Below are 20,196 nucleotides of genomic sequence, written 5' to 3' on the forward strand. Positions count from 1 at the left end.
GGAAGTCAGGTGGGGATCAGGGCGCGGATGCCGGCAATGCCGTGGGCCCCATGGTGATGCGCTGTTTCCAGGGTATCAGGCGTCTGGCCGCCGATGGCATAAACCGGCAGGCCGGCGTCCGCCAGTTGGCGCGTGAAGCCTTCCCATTCCAGTACCGGGCTGCCTGGGTGGCTGGCGGTGGGCAGGACGGGTCCCAGTACGGCGAAATCGGCCTGCAGGCGGCGGGCATGCGCCAGTCCGACGCTGTCGTGGGCCGATACGCCTAGCAGATTGTAGGGGCGCAGGGCGGGCCGGGTCGTGGTGGCGCGTGCGTCGGCGGCGCGCAAGTGTATGCCGTCGGCCTGTTGCACCCATTCCAGCGGGTGGGCACTGTTGACCAGAACTCGTGCGCCGGCCGCGTGACAATGCTCGCGGACGGCCTGCAGCGCAGCCAGTGCGCTGGCGTCGGCAGGTCCGCCGTCAGTCCAGCCGGGTTCACGGAATTGCACCAGTTTCAGGCCACGCGACAAGGCGCGATCCAGGCGCTGCAGATAGGCCTCCAGGCCGGCAGCGCCGCCGATGGCGGTAATGCCGTAGGCATCGGGCAGTTGCAGCCAGCGCAGCGGCGGATAGGCGGCGGGCAGCAATTGCGGCAGCTCCAGCGCATCGTGCGGCGTGAACCAGCCCAGCGTCTGGCGCTCTTCCGGGCGCGGTTCGCCTTCCCAGTGCTCCACGCGGCAGAATGACAGCCGTACCGTGGCATGGGGATATTCGTGGATATAGGTGACCCAAGGGTAGGAACGGGTCACATGGATGCCCAGCTCTTCCTGCAATTCCCGGGCCAGTGCCTGCAAGACGGTTTCACCGGCTTCTATTTTGCCGCCGGGCAATTCCCACCAGCCAGCCCAACTTTTATCCGCGGGGCGCTGGTCGAGGAGTACGCATCCATCCGGGCGTACCAGGACACCGACTGCAACATCAAGAATTCTTCCAGGCATGGGTATTCGGGGCTTTCTGTTTCGTGGTTGCTAGGTTGAGTCGCGGGCGGCGCTGCCGCCCGCAAGGCCGGGGCCGTTAGGCTTGGCGTGCCACCCAGTCGCGGGCGAACTGCCGTGCTACGCGGCCTGAGCGTGAGCCGCGCTCCAGGGCCCATTGCAGGGCTTCCTTGCGCCAGGGCAGGCTGTCATCTGCTGCGCCGCCCAGTTCCTTGACCCAATGGGCCACGATATCGAGGTAATCGTTCTGGCGGAAGGGGTGGAAAGACAGCCAGAGGCCGAAGCGTTCCGACAAGGATACCTTTTCTTCGACGGCTTCGCCCGGATGGATCTCACCGTCGTCGTGCATGGTGGTCTGCAGATTTTCGCTATGGTACTCCGGCATCAGGTGGCGCCGGTTGGAAGTTGCGTAGATCAGCAGTTTGTCGTCGGTGGCGGCGATCGAGCCGTCCAGCACGGATTTGAGCGCCTTGTAGCCGGCTTCGCCTGTCTCGAAGGAGAGGTCGTCGCTGAAAACAATGAAGCGTTCCGGGCGGGTAGCGATCAGGTCGATGATTTCCGGCAGGTCGCCCAGGTCTTCCTTATCGACTTCGATCAGGCGCAGGCCCTGGCTGGCATAGGTCAGCAGCATGGCGCGTACCAGCGAGCTTTTGCCTGTGCCGCGCGCACCTGTCATCAAGACATTGTTGGCCGGTTTGCCGGCAACGAAATGACGGGTGTTGCGGTCCAGGATCGTTTTTTGGCGTTCGACATGGCGCAGGTCGTCCAGCGCGATGGCGCTGACGCGCGGTACGGCTTCGAGCCAGCCGCTGGCACCGCGTTTGCGCCAGCGGTAGGCGTGGGCAGACCAGTCTGTCGGGGGCGGGGCGGGCGGCAGCCAGGCTTCGAGCCGCGCCAGCACCCGCGAGGCCTGGGCCATTAACTGGGCCAGATCTTCGGGTTGGGTTGAATTCATGAAATCTCAGGAACGATAGTCTGCATTGATGGAAACGTAATCGTGCGAGAAGTCGCAGGTATAGACCGTGTCGCTGACCTGGCCGCGGGCCAGGGCGATGCGGATCACGATCTCGGCCTGCTGCATGACGCGCTGGCCGTCCGCTTCCTGGTAGTCAGGGTTGCGTCCGCCGTCGCGTGCGACCAGAACGTCGTCCAGCCACAGGCGCAGCTTGCTGACGTCGAGGTCTTCGACGCCGGCATAGCCGATGGCAGCCAGGATGCGGCCCAGGTTGGGGTCCGAGGCATAGAAGGCGGTCTTGACCAGCGGTGATTGCGCAACCGAGTAGGCGATCTTCAGCGCTTCTTCGGTGCTGGTGGCTTCTTCCACATGGATCGTCATGAACTTGGTGGCGCCTTCGGCATCGCGCACGATTTTCTGTGCCAGATCGCGCGCAGCGTCGGTCAGGGCTGTGCGCAGCGCCGCATAGGCGGGGTGGCTGGCATCGTCAATCTGCACGCCGCTCTTGCCGGTCGCGATGACGATGAAGGAGTCGTTGGTGGAGGTATCGCCATCGACGGTAATACGGTTGAAGGATTGGTTCGCCAGTTCGAGCGCCAGTTCACGCAGCAGGGCAGGTGCGATACCGGCGTCGGTCGCGAGGTAGCCCAGCATGGTGGCCATATTGGGGCGGATCATGCCCGCGCCCTTGCTGATGCCGGTAATGGTGATGGTCTTGCCTGCCAGCGTCAGTTGGCGCGAATGGATTTTCGGCTGCGTGTCCGTGGTCATGATGCTGTGCGCGGCTTCGAACCAATGCGCCGGGGCCAAATCCGCGATGGCGGCAGGCAGGGCGGCGATGATGCGGTCCACGGGCAGCGGTTCGAGGATGACGCCGGTAGAGAAGGGCAGCACCTGTTCACGGGCCAGGCCCAGCAGGCCGGCCAGCGCATCGCAGGTTTGTTCGGTATGGGCCAGGCCGCTGGCGCCAGTGCCGGCGTTGGCGTTGCCGGTATTGATGACCAGCGCGGCGATCTCCGCGCCGCTGGCCAGGTGGTGTTCACAGACCTGCACGGGCGCGGCGCGGAAACGGTTGCGCGTGAACACGCCGGCAACACTGCTGCCCGGCGCCAGGCGGAAGACTGTCAGGTCGCGCTTGCCACTGCCCGCCTGCTTGACACCGGCGGAGGCGATGCCGATTTCAACGCCGGCGACGGGATGGATCTGGTCTGCGGGAGGAATCTGGAGGTTGACAGCCATGTGACTTGCCTTGAAAGGGAAAACAGCGCCTGAGGCGGCGGATGGGAGACTGCCATTATGGCAAATCCGGAGCGCCGTTGGCGGTCATGGGGGGCAAAGTCGTGCCTTGTCCCTGAGTCATGCGGCTAGTGGCGGTCAGCTATCAGGATTTTCGGGGGCGCGTCATCCTGCAGTTGGGGGATGTGGGCGGTGTCAGTTTCTTCTTATAACCCGTAAAAAATGCAAGGAAATGTCAGCGGGTCGGTCTGGCTTCCTTGGGGATATGCCCGGGTCGCGGGTTCAACAGTGAAGAAGGGGAAAACCATGATTCTGCAACGCGGAGCATGCCTGGTGGCGGCAGGGTTGTTGGCGGGTTGCGCAGCGACGCATGATAGCAAGGTGGGCGAGAGCGCCAACGATCTGGCTGCTGGTTTGCTGGACTCTGCCATCCTGCGGGTTGAAACCCAGATGCAGGGGGAGGCAGCAGAGGATCTGCTGTTGAATCTGGAAAAAGGTGAGCTGTTGCGTGTGGCGGCGCGCTATGAAGAAAGTCAGCAAGCGCTGGAAACAGCTGATGTCACGGTGCGTGCCTGGGAGGATCAAGTCCGAGGTGCTCTGACCACCGTGGGGACTCAGATCAGTGCAACGCTATTTGGCGATGGCATGCGGGACTATGAGGGCCAGGATTACGAGAAAGTCATGCTCACGACTCGCATGGCCATGAATCGGTTGAATATGGGCGACCTGGAGAATGCTCGCGTGGATATCCGTCGCACCCATGAGCGTGAGGCATTAATAGCGGAAGCGCGCTCACGTGCCAATGCCGAAGTCGAGGCGCAAGCGCAGGAGCAGGGTGTGGAAGTGGAGCAGAAGGAGATCAGTGGTTACCCAGTGGAAATTTTCGATGACCCAGCTGTGATCGGTTTGAAGAATGGCTATCAGAATGCCTTGAGCCATTATCTGGCAGGCTTTGTCTATGAAACGCTGAACGAACCTAGTTTGGCTGCGGCTGGTTATCGCCAGGCCATCGAGTTGAGGCCGGATGAAACCACCCTGCAGGCAGGACTGGAAGGCTTGGAGGAGCGTCAGCGGCGATTGGCGACGGCTAAGGAAACGGATGTCCTCTTTGTGATTGAAACCGGACTGGCACCTGCCCGTCGTTCTCAATCCATAGTGTTACCTGTACCCACTCACAACGGTCTGTTGACCTTGGCAACGGCCTTTCCCGTGATTCAGCCTAACCCTTATGCGCTGGATTTGCAGCAGATTTCGATTGCAGGCCAGTCGGTGCCTGTGGCCCAGGCTGCTGATCTCAATGCCATGGCGCGTCGTGCGTTGCGTGACGAACTGCCTGGCATGTTGACGCGTTCGTCGATTCGATTAGTGACTAAGGCGGTACTGCAAAATGAAATCAACCAGCAGGCTGGGCCGTTGGCCGGGTTGTTTGCCGCTTTGGTCTCCGCAGCGACAGAGCCGGCGGCAGACGATCGCATGTGGCGCATGTTGCCTGAACGTGTGTACTTGGCGCGCGCGTTTGTCCCGCACGGACGGCATGAGCTGAAATTGTCCGAAGACAGCCATGCGCTCAGGACATTGGATGTGAGGGGCCAGCGCATGGTGGTGCCAGTAAGGATGCTCAGCACGGTGACTTATTTTGGCGCGCCGGCCTATCTGGATGGGGCAACCGCCGGGCAAGCGGGGTCGGCACGGCAGGCCATGGAGGCTGCTGCGCTGCGATTTCCCGTTTCGTTAACGCAGGATAGGCAGTAGGGAAATGGGGCAAGCGGCGCGCTCAGGGTCAATCGTCATGTCTCAGGAAGTCACCATGAACCATACAAGCAATCTGTGCCGTATCGCATTGGGTATCGGTGTGCTGCTCCTGGCTGCCTGCGCGCAACCGGGTCGCAGCGTGTCGCAACCGGAGTTTCTGATGCCGGCGTCGCCAGAAACAGCCGTGCTGCCGGATTATGCTGCATCGGCAGGCATCGCTAGCAAATTGGTTGTGCCGCAGCCCATGTTTGATTTGCGGGTGGTAGGCCTGCGTTCGCAGCGGGTCAACGATATGTTGACGGTACAGGCAGAGATTGCCAACGGTAGTAGCGGCCCTCGGCGACTGTTCTATCGCTTTCTTTGGCTGAACGCTGATGGTCTGCAGAGCGGGCGCGATGAGCCCTGGAAGGAACTGCCATTCCTGGGTCTGCAGAACCATTTCGTGCAAGGCATGGCAGCGCGCCCGGATGCGGTGGATTTCCGGCTCGAACTGCGTGCTGATAAGTGAGAACGCTGCACAAATCTGGTCGGGGTCGTCAGTCGGGGGACTGTTGTATGGCCGGGCCGCGCGTCGTGGATACGATAGATTTTTCTGGGAGTACCTATCATGTTGTCTCTTGAATACCTGCCCCGTGCAGCTTGCAGCCTGGCTCTGGCTGGTGTCCTTGGCCTGGCTGGTTGCCAATCCACCTTGCCGCTCGTGAGTGGTTCGGGCGATGTTGTCTATGGCGATCCGTCTGCGGTCGAAAATGTGACCAATGAATTTGGTTCTACGGATTTGCAGCGCCTGGCGGAAAGCATGACAGCGTCCTTGCTGCAAAGTCCTGCGCTGGCCGGCCGCCCTACGGTGTCTTTGGATCCCGTGCTGAACAAGACCAGCGAATATATCGACACCGGCACCATCATGCTGCGTATTCAGACTGCGCTGGTCAATAGTGGCAAGGTGCGTTTCGTGGCCAGTCACGCAGAAATGGATACGGCGGTTCGCGAGTTACAGCGCCAGAATCAAAGCGGTCTCTACAAGGCCAAGGGCAGGGTGCGAACGGGTCAGATGGAAGGGGCGCAGTTCCGCATAGAAGGTGAAATTTCGTCCATCGTCAAGCGCTCTTCCAGCATCAAGGATGTGTACTACGTCATGACGCTCAAGCTTTTTGATGCGGAGTCGGGCGTGATCGAGTGGCAGGACCAAGCGGAGCTGCGCAAATCCTCGCGCCGTTAAGGCGGCCGCGATGATTGGATCAAGGACGGAACATGAAAGAACAGCCATTGCTGAACCGGGCGCGTTGCGCCGTGTTGGCCCTGCTGTGCCTGGGCACGGCGGCGCAGGCAGCCGGGCCCAGGGTAGCCGTGACGGATCTGGGCTATGAGGCGCAGGTGTCGGAATACTTCCGCAACGTGTCGGCATCGCAGCAGTTCAGCCATCACGGCAGGCAGGCCAGCGGCAGCAGCAGCTTCACGCTGGAAGAGGGCAGCAAAACCTATATCGTGCCGGGTGAGCTGCGCAATTTCACGGCCGACATCAAGGGGGCGCTGGTACGTGGCGGCAAAGTCAGGGTGGTGCAGGGTCGGCCTCATACGGGCAAGACGAGCGAGAACGTCCACGACATCATTGCTCGTATCCGGGCGGGTGCCTTTCCGGGCGCGGATTACGTGCTGTTCGGCACGGTCAGTGATATTCAGTTCAGCGAAGGGGAAATGGGTTTCGAGGCTGGATCGCGAGCTTATACCCTGCAGCTGGATCTGGTCGCGGACTTCAGTCTGATCAACACGCGCAACTATGAAATCGTGGCGGCTTTCAGCGCAGCCGGCAGCGGGCTGGACAGCAAGATACTAAGCCGCGCCGGAGACCGGGTCAGCCTGAACCGCGCCAAAGTGGTGCGGGAAACCTCGCAGCGCTTGGCCGAAGAGGTTTATGAACAGTTGATCGGCCAGTTTGCTCAGGCCGGTGCCACGATCAGCTTCGAGGCGCCGCTGCCGCCTGCGCAGCCTGTTGCGCCGGCGACTCCCGAAGCGCCTCGCAGCGGGGTGACTGTCTATTGACGGTTGCGGCGCGTCGGCCCGCACATCTGCGCAGAGCCAAAAGTGCAATAGTAGGTAGAATCACGGAATTTTCATTTTTTCAAATAATTGAAATAGAATGAAACTTGTTTGGTGGTAATGCGCAGTGGCGGGGTGTCTGGTTTGGCACGCAGGAAGGGGAACGTCCATGGCTCGTGATCCATTGCAGGTGGCGCAGGATATCGCGCCGCTGTTCTATGAGGGAGTGCTGGATTCGAATCATTGGTACATTGCCCTCGATTCACTCTGCCGGGAATTGGAGGCGATGAACTTCCATCAGGTGACGTTGGGCCCGCCTCATGAAGAACCGATTCTGGAATCCATGGCATCGGAAACCGTGCCGGGCGACAAGCTCGAGGAATACGAGCAGCAGTATATGGGGCGAGATGAACGCGTCGCTCTGCTGGATCGTATGGTGGAAGGCGAGGTGGTGTTCGACCATCATCATTTCGATCAGCGTCATATGTCGCGCTCGGCAGTCTATGATTTCCTGCGTGGTGTCGGGACGCGCTATTCGATGTGCATGGTGATGCGGCAGACCGCTGGCACGAACGCCTATCTGGCCATGCTGCGCCCAGTCGATCACCGGCCTTACGGTGAGCGTGAGGAAGCCGTCATGCGGCTGCTGGCGCCGGAAATCCTGCGCGCGACCCGCTTGCGCGACCATACCCGCGAACTGGCGCGCCGCGCTGCGCTGGGAACCTCCGCCTTGGAGCACATGCCGTTCGGTATCGTCATCGTTGACGCTGGGCGGCGTATCCAGTACCTGAATGCCCGGGCGGCCAGCTATGTGCGGGAGGCGACCTGGTGTTCCGGCTATAGCCGCTTTGCGCTCAGGCAGCAGGCGTTACAGCTGCAGCTGGAGCAGGCCGTGGCGCGTGCCTGTTCGGTTGCCAGACGTGCGGCGGTTGTTCGTTGGGGCAGCGGGGTGGATACGGTCGTGTTGCGCATACTGCCCTTGCCGTCGGTCGCTACGGCATTCGGGGCTGGCAGCAGCCAGCCGCCGCTGGCGCTGATTGCCATGGCGCTGCCTTATGCCGGGCTGTCGTTTTCGTGCGGTGAGCTGGGAGAAGTATTGGGCATCACCTCTGCTGAGGCGGAGCTGGCCAGCGTGCTGGCGGGTGGCGATACCATCAAGGCATTCGCGATGGCCCGAGGATGCACCCTGAATACGGCCCGCAGCCACCTGAAAAGCCTGCTGGCCAAGACAGGCTGCAAGCGCCAGCTCGACCTGGTCAGGCTTATTCATGCAGTAGCGCAGGGCTGAAGCCGCCGCAAGCGCTCTCCGGCACCCCGCTCGATATCATCGCTTCAGGCTCGCAAATGCTTTATCTGCTGCTGCCAGCGTGGCTTCGATGACTTCGTCCGTATGAGTGGCGGAAACGAAACCGGCTTCGAAGGCGGAAGGTGCGAGATGGACGCCGTGATCCAGCATGGCGTGGAAGAAGTGCTTGAAGTGCTCGATATTGCATTCCTGCACTTCGGCAAAGCTCGTGGGCGGTGTTTCGCGGAAATACAGGCCGATCATGCCGCCTACGCTGTCGCTGGAGAAGGCGATGCCGTGGCGTTGTGCGGCGGCATCCAGGCCGGCGCACAGGCGGGCCGAGCGCGCGACCAGCGTTTCATAGAAACCCGGCGTGCCCAGCAGCCGCAGGGTGGCGAGCCCGGCGGCCACGGCTACCGGATTGCCCGACAGCGTACCGGCCTGGTACACCGCGCCCAGCGGCGCAATGTTGGCCATGATGTCGGCCCGGCCGCCGAAGGCGCCGACCGGCATGCCGCCGCCGATGATTTTGGCCAGCGTGGTGATGTCGGGCGTCACGCCCGTCAGGCCTTGCGCGCCTTGCGGGCCGACCCGGAAGCCTGTCATGACTTCGTCGAAGATCAGCAGGGCGCCGTGGCGCGTGCATAGCGTGCGCAGGGTTTCCAGGAAGCCGGGGGCGGGGCGCACCAGGTTCATATTGCCGGCAAAGGGTTCGACAATGACGCAGGCGATATCGTCGCCCATGCTGGCGAAGGCGGCTTCGGCAGCGGCGTTGTCGTTGTAGTCCAGCACCAGCGTGTGTTGCACGAACTCGGGCGGCACGCCGGCGGAGGTCGGATTGTTGAAGGTCAGCATGCCTGAACCAGCCTTCACCAGCAGGCTGTCGGCGTGGCCGTGATAGCAGCCTTCGAATTTGATGATCTTGTTGCGGCCCGTCGCGCCGCGCGCCAGGCGGATGGCGCTCATGGTGGCTTCGGTGCCGGAACTGACCAGGCGCACCTGTTCCATGGAGGGCAGGCGCGCGATCAGTGCTTCGGCGATTTCGATTTCCGCTTCGGTGGGCGCCCCGAAGGACAGGCCATTGAGAGCGGCCGTCCGCACGGCTTCGATGACGTCAGGGTGCGCGTGGCCGAGGATGGCTGGACCCCAGGAACCGACATAGTCGATGTACTGCTTGCCGTCGGCATCCCAGATGTAGGGACCCTGGGCACGTTCGATGAAGCGGGGGGTGCCCCCCACCGAACGGAATGCGCGCACGGGCGAATTCACGCCGCCGGGAATGCTGCGGCAGGCGCGTTGGAACAGGGTGTCATTGCGGGAAATGGCTGTCATGATGGCGGTACCGGGATCCGTGGGGTTGATCAGGCGAATGCCTGCGCGCAGGCGCGGGCGGCGGCTTCAATATCATCGGCCTGGAAAATTCCCTGGATGATGGCCAGGGCATCGGCGCCGGCCTGGACGACCGGCGTGGCATTGGCGGCATGGATGCCGCCAATGGCAACCATGGCCGGGCGCGGCGCGGGCAACGGGTTCAGCAAGGCGCGGGCCTGCTCCAGCAGCTCCAGCGGCGCGCGCGCGGCCTGTGGTTTGGTGGGGGAGGGATAAACGGCGCCGAAGGCGATGTAGTCGGCCCCTTGGGCCAGCAAGGCACGGGCACGCGCCAGATCGGCATAGCAGGAGACGCCGATGATGCGCTCATGCCCGAGTGCGGCGCGCACTGCCGCCAGATCGCCGTCATCGCGGCCGAGGTGCACGCCGTCGGCTCCCAGGGACTGCGCCAGCTTCCAGTCGTCATTGACGATGAAGACCAGTCCCAGTTCGCGGCACAGGCCGGCAATGGACTGGCCCTGGCTCAGCAGCGCCGCATGGCTGGCGCTTTGCTTGCGGCGCCATTGCAGGCTGCGCATCCCGCCGCGGGCGGCGGCAGTGATCGCTTCCAGCAGCGCCGGGGTGTCGTCGGTATCCGGGGTGATGCCATAGAGGCCACGAGGAAAGCGCAGGCCGGCGTAGTCGGGGACGGATGTCATTCTTGCTGTTCTCCAGGCAGGCGCCAGGCCAGGCGGCGGCCCATGCCGGGGCGGAAATTCTGCTGCTGGCAGGCTTGTACATAGCTGATCGCCTGGGCGACCGCTTCGTCAGGCGCCAGGCCGCGGGCCAGGAAAGCGGCAATGGCCGTTGCCACCAGGTCAGCGCTGTCGGACAGCCGTTCCTGGCTGGCATGCCAGTTCCACTGGCGCAGCAGGCCTTCCGGGCCGTTGAGCTGGGTGCAGCGGGTGTCGCTGCGCAGGGGCGCGCCCAGGATCAGCGACCATTCGGCGCCCGCTTCGCGCAGCGCGTCATTGGTTTCCACGGGTTCGCTCAGCAATCCGTCTGCCAGCCACTGTGTTATCCGCATATGCTCGGTCACGACGATATCTGTTTGCGGCAGCAACAGCTCGACGGTGGCCGCCATGACATCCTCGGCCAGGTCCTGGGCGTCCAGGTCGCTGGCGTCGCCAGGGCTGTCCAGATGCAACACCAGGGGCAAGTGGTTGTAATCGGCCGCAATTTGCGCGATGACGCTGACAGCCTCCGGCGTATCGAGCCGGCCGACCTTGAGGGCGCTGATCGCCATGTCTTCGAGCAGGCAGCGTGCCTGCTCGTCGATGAATTCATGCGAAATGGCGACAGCATCTTCCTGGTGCGCCGAATCCTGGATGGTATTGGCGGTCAGGACACCCAGGCCATGGCATTGCAGGGCCGCGCAGGTGATGGCGTCAGCGGGCAGCGAGGTGGCGCCGCTGGGGTCGAAGGGGCCGAAAATCAGAAGGGGAGGGAGCACAGAGGCGGACACTGCGGGCGAGGAAAATAATAGGACCTGGCGGGCGCCGTGTTGGGGCGCTGGCGACAGGAATCCTGTCAGCCGAGGTTGTGTTTGGTTAATATGGCCCCATTGTAGGTGAAACAGGAGCGTGCGGGCAGTCGTGCTGCGTACGCTGCCGACCCGGCGTCTTGCGTCTTGCACGGCCCGGCAAACGGGCTGTTTCGTAATGGGGCGCGTGCCCCGTCCCACAGGGCGGGTCGGTACCGCCCATCTGGATTGACAGGAAACTCTGAAACGATGCGTACTTGGATGTGTTTGATTTGCGGCTGGGTCTATGATGAAGCAGCCGGCCTGCCGGAAGAAGGTATCGCACCGGGTACCCGCTGGGAAGACGTCCCCCCCAACTGGGTCTGTCCGGAATGCGGTGCCCGCAAGGATGATTTCGAATTGATGGAAATCTGAGATCGTGAACGCGTTCTGAACCCTGCCTGTCGGGACGACAGGTTGAGTCTTGTGTGTGGAGTGTGCCATGACGAAAGAAGCGGAAAGCCAGGTTCTGCCCCATGCCGATCTGTCCAATCAGTTCCTGCTGGCCATGCCTGGTGGTGTCGAGGGCAGTCTGGCAGGCACCGTGATCTATATCTGCGAACACACCCCACGCGGCGCGCTGGGACTGGTGATCAACCGTCCTACGGATCTGACGCTGGGCGCATTGTTCGAGCGCATAGACCTGAAGCTGGAAATCGAGCCGGAAAAAGATGCCCCGGTGTTTTTCGGCGGGCCGGTGCAGACCGACCGCGGTTTTGTGCTGCACGCACCCATAGGCGAGTACTCCTCCAGCATCAAGCTGGGAGAGATGGCGCTGACGACATCGAAAGACGTGTTGCAGGCCGTGGCCAATGGCGAAGGGCCGCATCGGCTGCTGGTCACGCTGGGGTATGCGGGCTGGGGGGCGGGCCAGCTGGAAAGCGAAATGGCGTCCAATGCCTGGCTGTCGGTCTATGCCAGCCCGGATATCATTTTCGATGTCGAGCCGGCGCAGCGTTATGACGCCGCGCTCAAACAGTTGGGCATAGACCCCATCATGCTGTCGGGGGAAGCCGGGCATGCCTGAGCTTGAAAACGCCGGCCAGGCCGGCGTCCTGAAGGCGCCTGGCGCGGCAGCAGGCGTCAGCGTTGCCGGCGAGCCTGGCGGCGCCTGGGCCGTTGCGGGCGAAGCGGCCCTGCTTGCCTTCGATTTCGGTTTGCGAAAACTGGGTGTGGGGCTGGGCAATACCATTACCGGCAGCGCAAGGCCGCTGGAAATCATCCGCGCCCAGACGCGCAGCGAGCGTTTCCAGCGCATCGAAACGCTGATCGAATCCTGGCGTCCTGCCAGCCTGATCGTGGGGCTGTCGCTCGATGAAAGCGGCGCCGAACAACATGCGTCGCTGCAAGGGCGGCGTTTCGCCAATCAGCTGCATGGCCGTTTCGGCCTGCCGGTGATATTGGTCGATGAGCGTGGCTCCAGCATGGAAGCACAACGCCGTCTGGGCACGAATGATGACGACGATGCCATGGCAGCGGCTATTATTCTGGAACGCTACCTGGATTTGCTATCGGGCGCGCGCAACGGCACCTGTAACAAAGCGTCCGTGATGGGTTCCCGCACGGCTCTCTAATATCCTAAAATTCGCATCATGGCTTCAGATACACCTGTTCATTCGCCCGGCGAGCTGCCGGATGCCGAAACCCTTTACGCGCGCCTGCTTGCAGGGGTGAAACAAGAATTTTCCAAGACCCCGTCAGAAAAGACCTGGCTGGTCGGCATCCATTCCGGCGGTGCCTGGCTGGCGGAGCGCCTGCAGCGCGACCTGGGCCTGGAAGGCAATGTGGCGACCCTGAACGTCAGTTTCTATCGCGACGACTTCCATCGTATCGGTCTGCATGGCAATAGTCAGGCGCAGCCTTCTTCCATCAATTTCCCCGTGGCGGGCGCGCATGTCATCCTGGTCGATGATGTGCTCTATACCGGACGCACGATCCGCGCGGCTATGAACGAACTGTTCGATTATGGCCGGCCTGACAGCATCCGCCTGGCGGTCTTGCTGGATCGCGGTGGCCGCGAGCTGCCGGTTGCGGCCTGCGTGGTAGCGGCACATATCCCGCTGCCTCCGGAAAGCGCATTTGTTTTGTCCCGTCTCGACAACGGGAATTTTTCCCTGGCCCTGGAAAAGGATTCCGTACATGAATAACCCGCAGCTCAACCGCCATGGCGAGCTGACCCACTTGTTGACGACCGAAGGCCTGCCGCGCGACATCCTGACGCATATTCTGGATACCGCTGCGAACTTTGTGCCCCTGGCCAACCGCGAGGTCAAGAAAGTCCCGCTGCTGCGTGGCAAAAGCGTCTTCAACTTGTTCTTCGAGAACTCGACCCGCACCCGGACTACCTTCGATATCGCTGCCAAGCGGCTATCGGCGGATGTGTTCACCTTGAATGTGCAGTCGTCTTCGACGGCCAAGGGCGAATCGCTGCTCGACACGATTGCCAATCTGTCCGCCATGCAGGCTGACCTGTTCGTCGTGCGCCACGAGGCCAGCGGCGCGCCGTTCCTGATTGCTCAGCATGTGGCGCCGCATGTGCACGTGGTCAATGCCGGTGATGGCCGCCATGCGCACCCGACGCAGGCTTTGCTGGATATGTACACCATCCGGCACTTCAAGAAAGACTTCTCCAATCTGTGCGTGGCCATCGTCGGTGATGTGCTGCACTCACGCGTGGCGCGGTCCGATATCCATGCCCTGACCACGCTGGGCGCGGCAGAAGTGCGCGTGATCGGACCCCTGACCTTGTTGCCGGGCGGCCTGGAACAGATGGGTGTACGGGTGTTCACCGACATCAACGAAGGCCTCAAGGATGTGGACGTCGTCATCGTCCTGCGCCTGCAGAACGAACGTATGCGTGGCGCCCTGCTGCCGTCGGCGCACGAATATTTCAAGCAGTACGGTTTGACCCGCGAAAAACTGGCGCGCGCCAAGCCTGATGCCATCGTCATGCACCCGGGGCCCATGAACCGGGGCGTGGAGATCGACTCTGCCGTGGCCGATGGCGATCAGGCGGTCATTCTCAACCAGGTGACCTTTGGTATCGCAGTCCGTATGGCCGCAATGAGCATCGTAGCGGGAGCACAGGCATGAATCTGCAGGTAAAGGGAGGCCGGCTGATTGATCCGGCCAGCGGGCTGGATCGCGTGGCGGATCTGTTCGTTGCAAGTGGCCGGATCGTGGGTCTGGGTGATGTGCCCGCCGGGTTCACGGCAGACCGCGTGGTCGATGCCCAAGGGCTGGCTGTGTTGCCGGGCTTGATCGACCTGTCCGTGCGTCTGCGTGAGCCGGGTTTTGAGTACCGGGCGACGCTGGAATCGGAAATGCGTGCGGCCCTGGCCGGTGGCGTGACCAGCGTGGTTCAGCCGCCGGATACCGACCCGACGCTGGATGAGCCCGGCCTGGTAGAGATGCTCAAGCAGAAGGCCCGCCAGCTCAATCATGTACGCCTGTATCCGCTGGGGGCGACCACGGTGGGGTTGAAGGGCGAGCGCCTGACGGAAATGGCCGAGCTGACGGAAGCCGGCTGCGTGGCGTTTTCTCAGGCCAATGTGCCGTTGACCGATACCAGCGTCATGCTGCGCGCCATGCAGTATGCGCGTACCTATGGCTATGTCCTGTGGGTGCGCCCGCAGGATTATTGGCTGTCGCGCGGCGGGGTAGCGGCCAGTGGCGCCTATGCGTCGCGGCTGGGCCTGTCGGGGATTCCTGTCCAGGCGGAAACCATTGCGCTGCAGACCCTATTCGACTTGCAGCGCGTGACTGGCGCCCGCTTGCACCTGTGCCGCCTGTCCAGCGCTGCGGGCCTGGAGCTGGTGCGTGCGGCCAAGCAGGAAGGCTTGCCGCTGAGCTGCGATGTTTCCGTGAACCATGTGCACCTGACGGATGTGGATATCGGTTTCTTCGATTCCAATTACCGTCTGGATCCGCCGCTGCGTGGTCAGCGTGACCGTGCAGCGATCCGCGAAGCCTTGCTGGATGGCACCATCGACGCCATTTGCTCCGACCACACGCCCGTGGACGACGACAACAAGCTGTTGCCCTTTGCTGATGCTGAACCTGGCGCCACGGGCCTGGAGCTGTTGCTCAGCCTGACCGTGAAATGGGCGGCGGAAGCCGATGTGCCGCTGGTGCAGGCACTGGCGCATGTCACCTCCCGGGCGGCGCATGTCCTGACCACGGGGGCGCCGGATCTGCCGCCTTGCGGCCGCCTGGAGCTGGGCGCGCTGGCAGACTTCGCCCTGGTGGATCTGGATGCGCGTTGGGTCGTCAGCCGCGAGACCTTGCTGAGCCAGAGCTGGCACACGCCGTTTACCGGCCTGGAACTGCCGGCCCGGGTGCAGTCCACCTGGGTAGGTGGCCGACAGGTCTGGGAAGCGGGTTCGTGAGGTTCTTGCGTTTTACGCTGCGCGCCATGCTGTTGGTACCCTGGCTGATGAGCGGGTTGCTGACGGTGGCGCTGCTCTACCCCGTATTCATGGCGGGCCGTGGCGAAGGCATCGTACGCGGCTGGTCGCGCATATTGATGCGCTGGTGTTGCGGCGTGCGTTGCGAAGTGGTGGGCCAGCCGCTGTTGAAAGGGCCTGTGCTGTGGACATCCAACCATGTTTCTTGGGTGGATATTTTCATCATCAACAGTGTGCGCGCTTCGATTTTTATCGCCAAGAAGGAAGTGCGTCAATGGCCCTTGATCGGCTGGCTGGCGGCAGGCGTCGGCACGTTGTTCATTGATCGTGGTTATCGTCAGGCGGTGCGCGAAGTCGGGCAGGCCGTTGAAATCCATTTCCGCCGTGGCCGTTCCGTGGGCCTGTTTCCGGAAGGAACAACGACGGATGGCATGCGTCTGCTGCCCTTTCGTTCCGGCCTGTTTGCGCCTGCTGTTGACGCAGGCGTGCCGGTGCAGCCGGTGGCCCTGGTTTTTATGCAGAATGGCAGGCGCAGCAGCCGGGCCGCTTTTACCGGCGACCAGTCTCTGATGGCCAATATCTGGTGCATTCTGAGCACCCCGCGCATGTTTGTCAGGATTGAGTTCCTGCCAGTGCTGCAAATGCCTGAAGACGCAGACCACACGGTGCGCCGGGCACAGATCGCCCGCATGGCGGAACAATCGGTACGCCAGGTCGTCGAGGTGTGATGTACCGGGCTGGCTAGCGCCAGCCCGGTGGGCCTCGGCCTGTTTGCCAGTCCCGCTGGCGGCCGGTCTGGGCGGATATCCCGACAGACCGATCACAAGGATGCTAAAAGAGGGCGGGATCCTGGTACTGCTGGCAGGTGATCTGCAGGATTTTGCGATCGCGCAGCCGCATGGCAGTGAGGTGCCCTCCCCAGACGCAGCCGGTATCCAGGCAGATGACATCGGGGCGAACCAGCAGCCCGAGGGTGGACCAATGCCCGAAGACCACCACCACGTTGCGGGTGGCGCGCCCAGGGATGTCATACCAGGGCATCAGGGCCGGCGGATGTTGGCCCGGTACGGCCTTGGCCGCGAAATCCATCTGGCCCTTGGCGGTTCCCAGGCGCATGCGCGTAAGCGCGTTGATGATCACTCGCATGCGCTTGCCGCCGGTGAGGTCATCCTTCCATTCGGCCGGTTCATTGCCATACATTTTCTGCAGGCCTTTGCGCCAGTTTGGTCCGCGCAGGACAGCTTCCACTTCCGCTGCCAGTGACAGGGTCTTGGCGCAGTCCCATTTGGGCAGGACGCCGGCATGGACCATCAGGTGGCCGTTCTCGAAGTGCGCCAGCGGACGGTGACGCAGCCAATCCAGCAGTTCCTCGGCATCGGGTGCCTGCAGGATTTCACTGATCGTGTCGTTTTTGCCGGGTTTGCGGATATCGGCGGCGACGGCCAGCAGGTGCAGGTCATGATTGCCCAGCACACAAGTGGCGCGTTCTCCCATGTCGCGGATGCGGCGCAGGGTTTGCAGCGATTGGGGGCCACGGTTGACGAGATCGCCGGCGAACCATAAACGGCTGTCCGGTGCGCCGGCGATCTCAGGCAAGGCGAGGAGTTGTTCCAGAGGAACGCAGCAGCCTTGCACGTCACCGATCATCCAGATATCGGGACGGTTCATAGCGGGTGTTTTCTCCAGGGGTTGCGGTGTGTCGCCAGACGGGCGAGAAAATGGCGGTTTTCCATGATCAGCAGGGAGCCCAGCGCGATCAGCAAGGCTGCGGCGTTGGGTAGCAGCGCCGTGCTCCAGGGCGGCAGGCGCCCCAGCATGCCGATATTCAGCGCCAATTGATTCAGCATGAAAAAGCCTACGCCCAGCAGAATGCCGATGAACACTTTGGCGCCGACGCCGCCGCGCCGGGTCTGCATGAAGCTGATGGGAGCGGCAATGGTCATCATGACCAGCAGCGTGAAGGGGTAGATCAGTTTGCGCCACAGCGCGACGATCTGACGGTCAGCCTGCAGGTGATTGCTGTGCAGGTAGGAAATGTAGTCCCACAGCGTGAGCATGGACATGCGCTCAGGGGTCAGCACACGCGCCAGCAGGCGTTCTGCCGTCAGGGTGGTCTGCATGGCCATCTGGTCTTCGCGGTCGATGGTGACCAGGGGCTGGCTGCCCGGCCGGGTTTGCGAGAAGGCCGTGGCGGCATCAAGATCGACGCGATGGTGGCTGATGGTGTTCAGGTGCAGTTCATCGCCGCTGAAACTGCCGCTTTCCGCCATGGCCAGGGCGCTCAGGCGTTTGTCGGGCGCGAAGGTGTAAAGCGTGATGTCGCGGACGCCGCCATTGGCCTCCAGTTTGCCGACGTTGATGATGCGCATGCCGCCTTCGGGCGTGGGCTCCTTGAACCAGTAGCCGCTATGCATGGCGCCGCCGCCCGGTTTGCCGCGCAGCAGCAGGTTGGCTTCGCTGCCATGCAGTTCGGCGGCCGGCGTGATGACTTCGGAAAGCAGCAAGGCGCCTGCCATCCAGGGCAACGTGACGATCCAGAGCATACCCAGCAGCCGGGCGCCGCTGACGCCCGAGACGCGCAGGATCACCAGTTCATTGCGTTGCGCCAACCCGGCCAGCGCCAGGATGGCGCCGATCAGCAGCCCGATGGGCAGCAGGTCGTAAAGGCGCGTGGGCAGTTGCAGCGCTTGCAGGTAAAGCAAGGCGGGCAGGGTGTAGCTGCCGCCCAGGCTGTCCAGTTCTTCAATCAGGGAGAAAAACGTAAACAACCCGAGCAGCGCGAGCAGCACTACCGCGCAGGAGCGGTAGATTTCGCGGGCCAGATAACGGCGTGCGGTGCGCATGCGGCGGAAACCTTGACTGGATGGAAAGGGAAAGCCTGTTATTTTGGCGCGTTTCGATAGATTTTGCAGGAAGACGGCCTGATTGGCGCGGGATCAGCGCGCCAGGATGTCAGGGAATGTGAACCTGTTTCATGCGTGCCAGCAACGTTGCTGTCTGTTTGTTGAGGAACGCGGTGTTGCGATGCTTGTCGTAATAGCGAGGATTCGGAAGCATGGCGGCCAGCCGCGCCGCTTGGGCCGCGCTGAGCTGCTGCGCGGACACCCCATAATAATGCCGTGCGGCAGCTTCAGCGCCGAAAATCCCTACTCCCCACTCGGCCAGATTGAGATACAACTCCAGGATCCGGCGCTTGTCCATGCTGTGTTCGATCATATAGGCCAGCACCAGTTCCTGCGCCTTGCGCAGATAGCTGCGCGAGCCGGACAGAAACAGATTCTTTGCCAACTGCTGGGTGATCGTGGAGCCGCCGCGAATACGGCTGGATTGCTGGTTGTGCTGCCAGGCGCTGCGGATGGCTTCCCATTCGACGCCATCGTGCTGCGTGAAGCGGGAATCCTCGGCAGCGATGACCGCGCGTTTCAGGTTATTGCTGATGCGGTCATAGGGAACCCAGCGGTAATCCAGCCGGGCATCCGGTTGGCTGTCCCGGAGGCGCGACAGTTCTTGTCGCATGACGGCGCTGCTGCCCGGATCCTGGCGGGCATACCAGGCGACCTGGGCCAGCAGCCAAAGCTGCGAGAGCAGCAGCAGGATCAGCAATGCCATGACCAGCGCGCCCAGCCGTTTCGGCCAGGACCAGCGGAAGCCTGGGCTGACGTGGTCGGGGGCGTGGTCCTGCATGGCGGTCGGCGGCTTCAGGCAGCGCCGGAGAGACGTTGCCGCAGCGCGGTGAGTACCGGGGCCGTGTCCGGCGTCAGGTCATGCCAGATTTCAAAACTGGCGGCAGCCTGGCCGACCAGCATGCCCAGGCCATCGCTGGCACGGCCGGCGCCGTCGGCCACGGCCTGCTGCATGAAGGGCGTAGGCTGGGCGGAGTACACCATGTCGTAGGCCAGCGAACCCGGCGCGTAAAGGCCGGCAGGCAGGTTCAGGGTGGCATCGCCCAGGCTGCTGGAAGTGGCGTTGATGACCAGATTCCAGCCTTCCGGGCGGCTGGCGGCATCCAGGCCGCCGGCTTCCAGGCGGCTGGCCTGGGGCAGGGTGCGCACCAGAGGATTGGTGATCATTTCCTGGGCGCGCTGCGCATTGCGGTTGACGATGCGCAGGCTGGCGCAACCTGCGGCCAGCAGGGCCTGCAAGACACCCCGGGCGGCACCGCCGGCGCCGATGATGAGGACATGCGCATCCTTGAGGGGCGCGCCTTGCTGTTGCAGATCCTGTACCAGGCCGATGCCATCGGTATTGCAGCCATGCATCATGCCGTCGTGCATCCAGAGCGTATTGACGGCACCGGCGACGCGAGCCCGCGCGCTGAGCGCCTGGGAGGCCAGGGCGTAGGCATCCAGCTTGAACGGCGCCGTGACATTCATGCCGCGCGCGCCAGCGGCGAAGAAGGGCAGGACAACCTCATTGAAGCCGCCGATAGGGGCCAGCAGGCGGGAGTATTCCAGCGGCATGTCGAACTGCCGGGCGAAAGCCTGGTGGATGTCCGGGGACAGGCTATGGCCGATCGGATTGCCGATGACGGCACAGATGATGGGTTTCGTGTCGCTCATGGTCGCAAAGAAAGGAGACGGCGGAGCACCCGGCCTGGCTGGATGATCCGCGCAACGGAGGAACGCTGGCGTTGGCGCATGTTCAACGGCAGTGTATCCCGT

The 20,196-nt window shown here is 62.8% G+C and carries 22 protein-coding genes; 12 read left to right on the plus strand and 10 right to left on the minus strand.

What is annotated here, in order from left to right; all coding sequences use genetic code 11:
- Window positions 1-5: 5 nt before the first annotated feature.
- The 3 genes from ACNA1V_RS13095 to argJ form a co-directional block, all read right to left on the minus strand.
- Window positions 6-977: a Nudix family hydrolase gene (locus ACNA1V_RS13095; protein ID WP_415834049.1), complete on the minus strand. Its 972-nt coding sequence runs from the start codon at window positions 975-977 to the stop codon at window positions 6-8.
- A 76-nt stretch (window positions 978-1,053) separates the two neighbouring features.
- Window positions 1,054-1,929: an ATP-binding protein gene (locus tag ACNA1V_RS13100; RefSeq protein ID WP_415834050.1), complete on the minus strand. Its 876-nt coding sequence runs from the start codon at window positions 1,927-1,929 to the stop codon at window positions 1,054-1,056.
- A 6-nt stretch (window positions 1,930-1,935) separates the two neighbouring features.
- Window positions 1,936-3,168 (minus strand): bifunctional glutamate N-acetyltransferase/amino-acid acetyltransferase ArgJ, encoded by a 1,233-nt coding sequence (argJ, locus tag ACNA1V_RS13105; RefSeq protein ID WP_415834051.1) that lies wholly within the window; start codon window positions 3,166-3,168, stop codon window positions 1,936-1,938.
- A gap of 303 nt (window positions 3,169-3,471) precedes the next feature.
- On the opposite strand from argJ, the gene ACNA1V_RS13110 reads away from it, so the two are divergent.
- The 5 genes from ACNA1V_RS13110 to ACNA1V_RS13130 all read left to right on the plus strand — a co-directional run bounded on the left by ACNA1V_RS13110 (window position 3,472) and on the right by ACNA1V_RS13130 (window position 8,242).
- Window positions 3,472-4,917, plus strand: a complete 1,446-nt coding sequence (locus ACNA1V_RS13110; protein ID WP_415834052.1) for a COG3014 family protein — start codon at window positions 3,472-3,474, stop codon at window positions 4,915-4,917.
- Between the two features lie 55 nt (window positions 4,918-4,972).
- Complete coding sequence (locus ACNA1V_RS13115) at window positions 4,973-5,425, plus strand: YcfL family protein (RefSeq protein WP_415834053.1); 453 nt, start codon at window positions 4,973-4,975, stop codon at window positions 5,423-5,425.
- A 99-nt stretch (window positions 5,426-5,524) separates the two neighbouring features.
- Entirely contained in the window at window positions 5,525-6,136 is a 612-nt protein-coding gene (gene lpoB / locus ACNA1V_RS13120) for a penicillin-binding protein activator LpoB (RefSeq protein ID WP_415834054.1), read from the plus strand.
- A 32-nt stretch (window positions 6,137-6,168) separates the two neighbouring features.
- Window positions 6,169-6,957, plus strand: coding sequence for a hypothetical protein (locus ACNA1V_RS13125; RefSeq protein WP_415834055.1), 789 nt, complete (start codon window positions 6,169-6,171; stop codon window positions 6,955-6,957).
- Window positions 6,958-7,123: 166 nt separating this feature from the next.
- Window positions 7,124-8,242, plus strand: coding sequence for a helix-turn-helix transcriptional regulator (locus tag ACNA1V_RS13130; RefSeq protein ID WP_415834056.1), 1,119 nt, complete (start codon window positions 7,124-7,126; stop codon window positions 8,240-8,242).
- A gap of 36 nt (window positions 8,243-8,278) precedes the next feature.
- On the opposite strand, the gene hemL is transcribed toward ACNA1V_RS13130, so the two are convergent.
- The 3 genes from hemL to thiD are packed head-to-tail and all read right to left on the minus strand — an operon-like array spanning window position 8,279 to window position 11,060.
- Window positions 8,279-9,562, minus strand: coding sequence for a glutamate-1-semialdehyde 2,1-aminomutase (gene hemL / locus ACNA1V_RS13135; RefSeq protein ID WP_415834109.1), 1,284 nt, complete (start codon window positions 9,560-9,562; stop codon window positions 8,279-8,281).
- Between the two features lie 38 nt (window positions 9,563-9,600).
- Entirely contained in the window at window positions 9,601-10,266 is a 666-nt protein-coding gene (gene thiE, locus ACNA1V_RS13140; protein ID WP_415834057.1) for a thiamine phosphate synthase, read from the minus strand.
- The gene (thiD, locus tag ACNA1V_RS13145; RefSeq protein WP_415834058.1) at window positions 10,263-11,060 is read right to left on the minus strand and encodes a bifunctional hydroxymethylpyrimidine kinase/phosphomethylpyrimidine kinase; all 798 of its coding nucleotides are present in this window, start codon (window positions 11,058-11,060) and stop codon (window positions 10,263-10,265) included. The genes thiE and thiD overlap by 4 nt, the downstream gene beginning before the upstream one ends.
- Window positions 11,061-11,339: 279 nt before the next feature.
- Here thiD and ACNA1V_RS13150 point away from each other — a divergent pair, with 279 nt between their 5' ends.
- From ACNA1V_RS13150 to ACNA1V_RS13180, 7 genes are all read left to right on the plus strand, one after another.
- Entirely contained in the window at window positions 11,340-11,504 is a 165-nt protein-coding gene (locus ACNA1V_RS13150) for a rubredoxin (protein WP_068372778.1), read from the plus strand.
- 67 nt (window positions 11,505-11,571) lie between these two features.
- On the plus strand, window positions 11,572-12,156 hold the full coding sequence (locus ACNA1V_RS13155; RefSeq protein ID WP_415834059.1) for a YqgE/AlgH family protein: 585 nt from the start codon (window positions 11,572-11,574) through the stop codon (window positions 12,154-12,156).
- 109 nt (window positions 12,157-12,265) lie between these two features.
- Entirely contained in the window at window positions 12,266-12,703 is a 438-nt protein-coding gene (gene ruvX, locus ACNA1V_RS13160; protein ID WP_415834110.1) for a Holliday junction resolvase RuvX, read from the plus strand.
- Between the two features lie 18 nt (window positions 12,704-12,721).
- Window positions 12,722-13,276 (plus strand): bifunctional pyr operon transcriptional regulator/uracil phosphoribosyltransferase PyrR, encoded by a 555-nt coding sequence (gene pyrR / locus ACNA1V_RS13165; RefSeq protein WP_415834060.1) that lies wholly within the window; start codon window positions 12,722-12,724, stop codon window positions 13,274-13,276.
- The gene (locus ACNA1V_RS13170; protein ID WP_415834061.1) at window positions 13,269-14,222 is read left to right on the plus strand and encodes an aspartate carbamoyltransferase catalytic subunit; all 954 of its coding nucleotides are present in this window, start codon (window positions 13,269-13,271) and stop codon (window positions 14,220-14,222) included. The genes pyrR and ACNA1V_RS13170 overlap by 8 nt, the downstream gene beginning before the upstream one ends.
- Window positions 14,219-15,517 (plus strand): dihydroorotase, encoded by a 1,299-nt coding sequence (locus ACNA1V_RS13175; protein ID WP_415834062.1) that lies wholly within the window; start codon window positions 14,219-14,221, stop codon window positions 15,515-15,517. The genes ACNA1V_RS13170 and ACNA1V_RS13175 overlap by 4 nt, the downstream gene beginning before the upstream one ends.
- Entirely contained in the window at window positions 15,514-16,263 is a 750-nt protein-coding gene (locus tag ACNA1V_RS13180; protein WP_415834063.1) for a lysophospholipid acyltransferase family protein, read from the plus strand. Before ACNA1V_RS13175 ends, ACNA1V_RS13180 begins: the two co-directional genes overlap by 4 nt.
- Window positions 16,264-16,366: 103 nt before the next feature.
- Here the strand turns inward: ACNA1V_RS13180 and ACNA1V_RS13185 are convergent, their stop codons facing one another.
- The 4 genes from ACNA1V_RS13185 to aroE form a co-directional block, all read right to left on the minus strand.
- Window positions 16,367-17,203, minus strand: coding sequence for a symmetrical bis(5'-nucleosyl)-tetraphosphatase (locus ACNA1V_RS13185; RefSeq protein WP_415834064.1), 837 nt, complete (start codon window positions 17,201-17,203; stop codon window positions 16,367-16,369).
- Window positions 17,200-18,378 (minus strand): LPS export ABC transporter permease LptG, encoded by a 1,179-nt coding sequence (gene lptG, locus ACNA1V_RS13190; RefSeq protein ID WP_415834065.1) that lies wholly within the window; start codon window positions 18,376-18,378, stop codon window positions 17,200-17,202. Before lptG ends, ACNA1V_RS13185 begins: the two co-directional genes overlap by 4 nt.
- Window positions 18,379-18,487: 109 nt before the next feature.
- Entirely contained in the window at window positions 18,488-19,219 is a 732-nt protein-coding gene (gene mtgA / locus ACNA1V_RS13195; protein WP_415834066.1) for a monofunctional biosynthetic peptidoglycan transglycosylase, read from the minus strand.
- A 14-nt stretch (window positions 19,220-19,233) separates the two neighbouring features.
- A complete protein-coding gene (aroE, locus tag ACNA1V_RS13200; protein WP_415834067.1) occupies window positions 19,234-20,094 on the minus strand; it encodes a shikimate dehydrogenase in 861 nt (286 codons plus the stop codon).
- Window positions 20,095-20,196: the final 102 nt, after the last annotated feature.

This window comes from Kerstersia similis (genome assembly GCF_965139615.1).
GTDB classification, from domain to species: Bacteria; Pseudomonadota; Gammaproteobacteria; order Burkholderiales; family Burkholderiaceae_B; genus Kerstersia; species Kerstersia similis.

Coding starts and splice junctions, on each gene's coding strand:
- ACNA1V_RS13150 (WP_068372778.1), top strand. CDS start 11,340: ATGCGTACTTGGATGTGTTTGATTTGCGGCTGGGTCTATGATGAAGCA.
- ACNA1V_RS13175 (WP_415834062.1), top strand. CDS start 14,219: ATGAATCTGCAGGTAAAGGGAGGCCGGCTGATTGATCCGGCCAGCGGG.
- mtgA (WP_415834066.1), bottom strand. CDS start 19,219: ATGCAGGACCACGCCCCCGACCACGTCAGCCCAGGCTTCCGCTGGTCC.
- lpoB (WP_415834054.1), top strand. CDS start 5,525: ATGTTGTCTCTTGAATACCTGCCCCGTGCAGCTTGCAGCCTGGCTCTG.
- argJ (WP_415834051.1), bottom strand. CDS start 3,168: ATGGCTGTCAACCTCCAGATTCCTCCCGCAGACCAGATCCATCCCGTC.
- ACNA1V_RS13125 (WP_415834055.1), top strand. CDS start 6,169: ATGAAAGAACAGCCATTGCTGAACCGGGCGCGTTGCGCCGTGTTGGCC.
- ACNA1V_RS13115 (WP_415834053.1), top strand. CDS start 4,973: ATGAACCATACAAGCAATCTGTGCCGTATCGCATTGGGTATCGGTGTG.
- ACNA1V_RS13095 (WP_415834049.1), bottom strand. CDS start 977: ATGCCTGGAAGAATTCTTGATGTTGCAGTCGGTGTCCTGGTACGCCCG.
- pyrR (WP_415834060.1), top strand. CDS start 12,722: ATGGCTTCAGATACACCTGTTCATTCGCCCGGCGAGCTGCCGGATGCC.
- ACNA1V_RS13155 (WP_415834059.1), top strand. CDS start 11,572: ATGACGAAAGAAGCGGAAAGCCAGGTTCTGCCCCATGCCGATCTGTCC.
- aroE (WP_415834067.1), bottom strand. CDS start 20,094: ATGAGCGACACGAAACCCATCATCTGTGCCGTCATCGGCAATCCGATC.
- thiE (WP_415834057.1), bottom strand. CDS start 10,266: ATGACATCCGTCCCCGACTACGCCGGCCTGCGCTTTCCTCGTGGCCTC.
- lptG (WP_415834065.1), bottom strand. CDS start 18,378: ATGCGCACCGCACGCCGTTATCTGGCCCGCGAAATCTACCGCTCCTGC.
- ACNA1V_RS13130 (WP_415834056.1), top strand. CDS start 7,124: ATGGCTCGTGATCCATTGCAGGTGGCGCAGGATATCGCGCCGCTGTTC.
- ACNA1V_RS13110 (WP_415834052.1), top strand. CDS start 3,472: ATGATTCTGCAACGCGGAGCATGCCTGGTGGCGGCAGGGTTGTTGGCG.
- ACNA1V_RS13170 (WP_415834061.1), top strand. CDS start 13,269: ATGAATAACCCGCAGCTCAACCGCCATGGCGAGCTGACCCACTTGTTG.
- ACNA1V_RS13100 (WP_415834050.1), bottom strand. CDS start 1,929: ATGAATTCAACCCAACCCGAAGATCTGGCCCAGTTAATGGCCCAGGCC.
- ACNA1V_RS13185 (WP_415834064.1), bottom strand. CDS start 17,203: ATGAACCGTCCCGATATCTGGATGATCGGTGACGTGCAAGGCTGCTGC.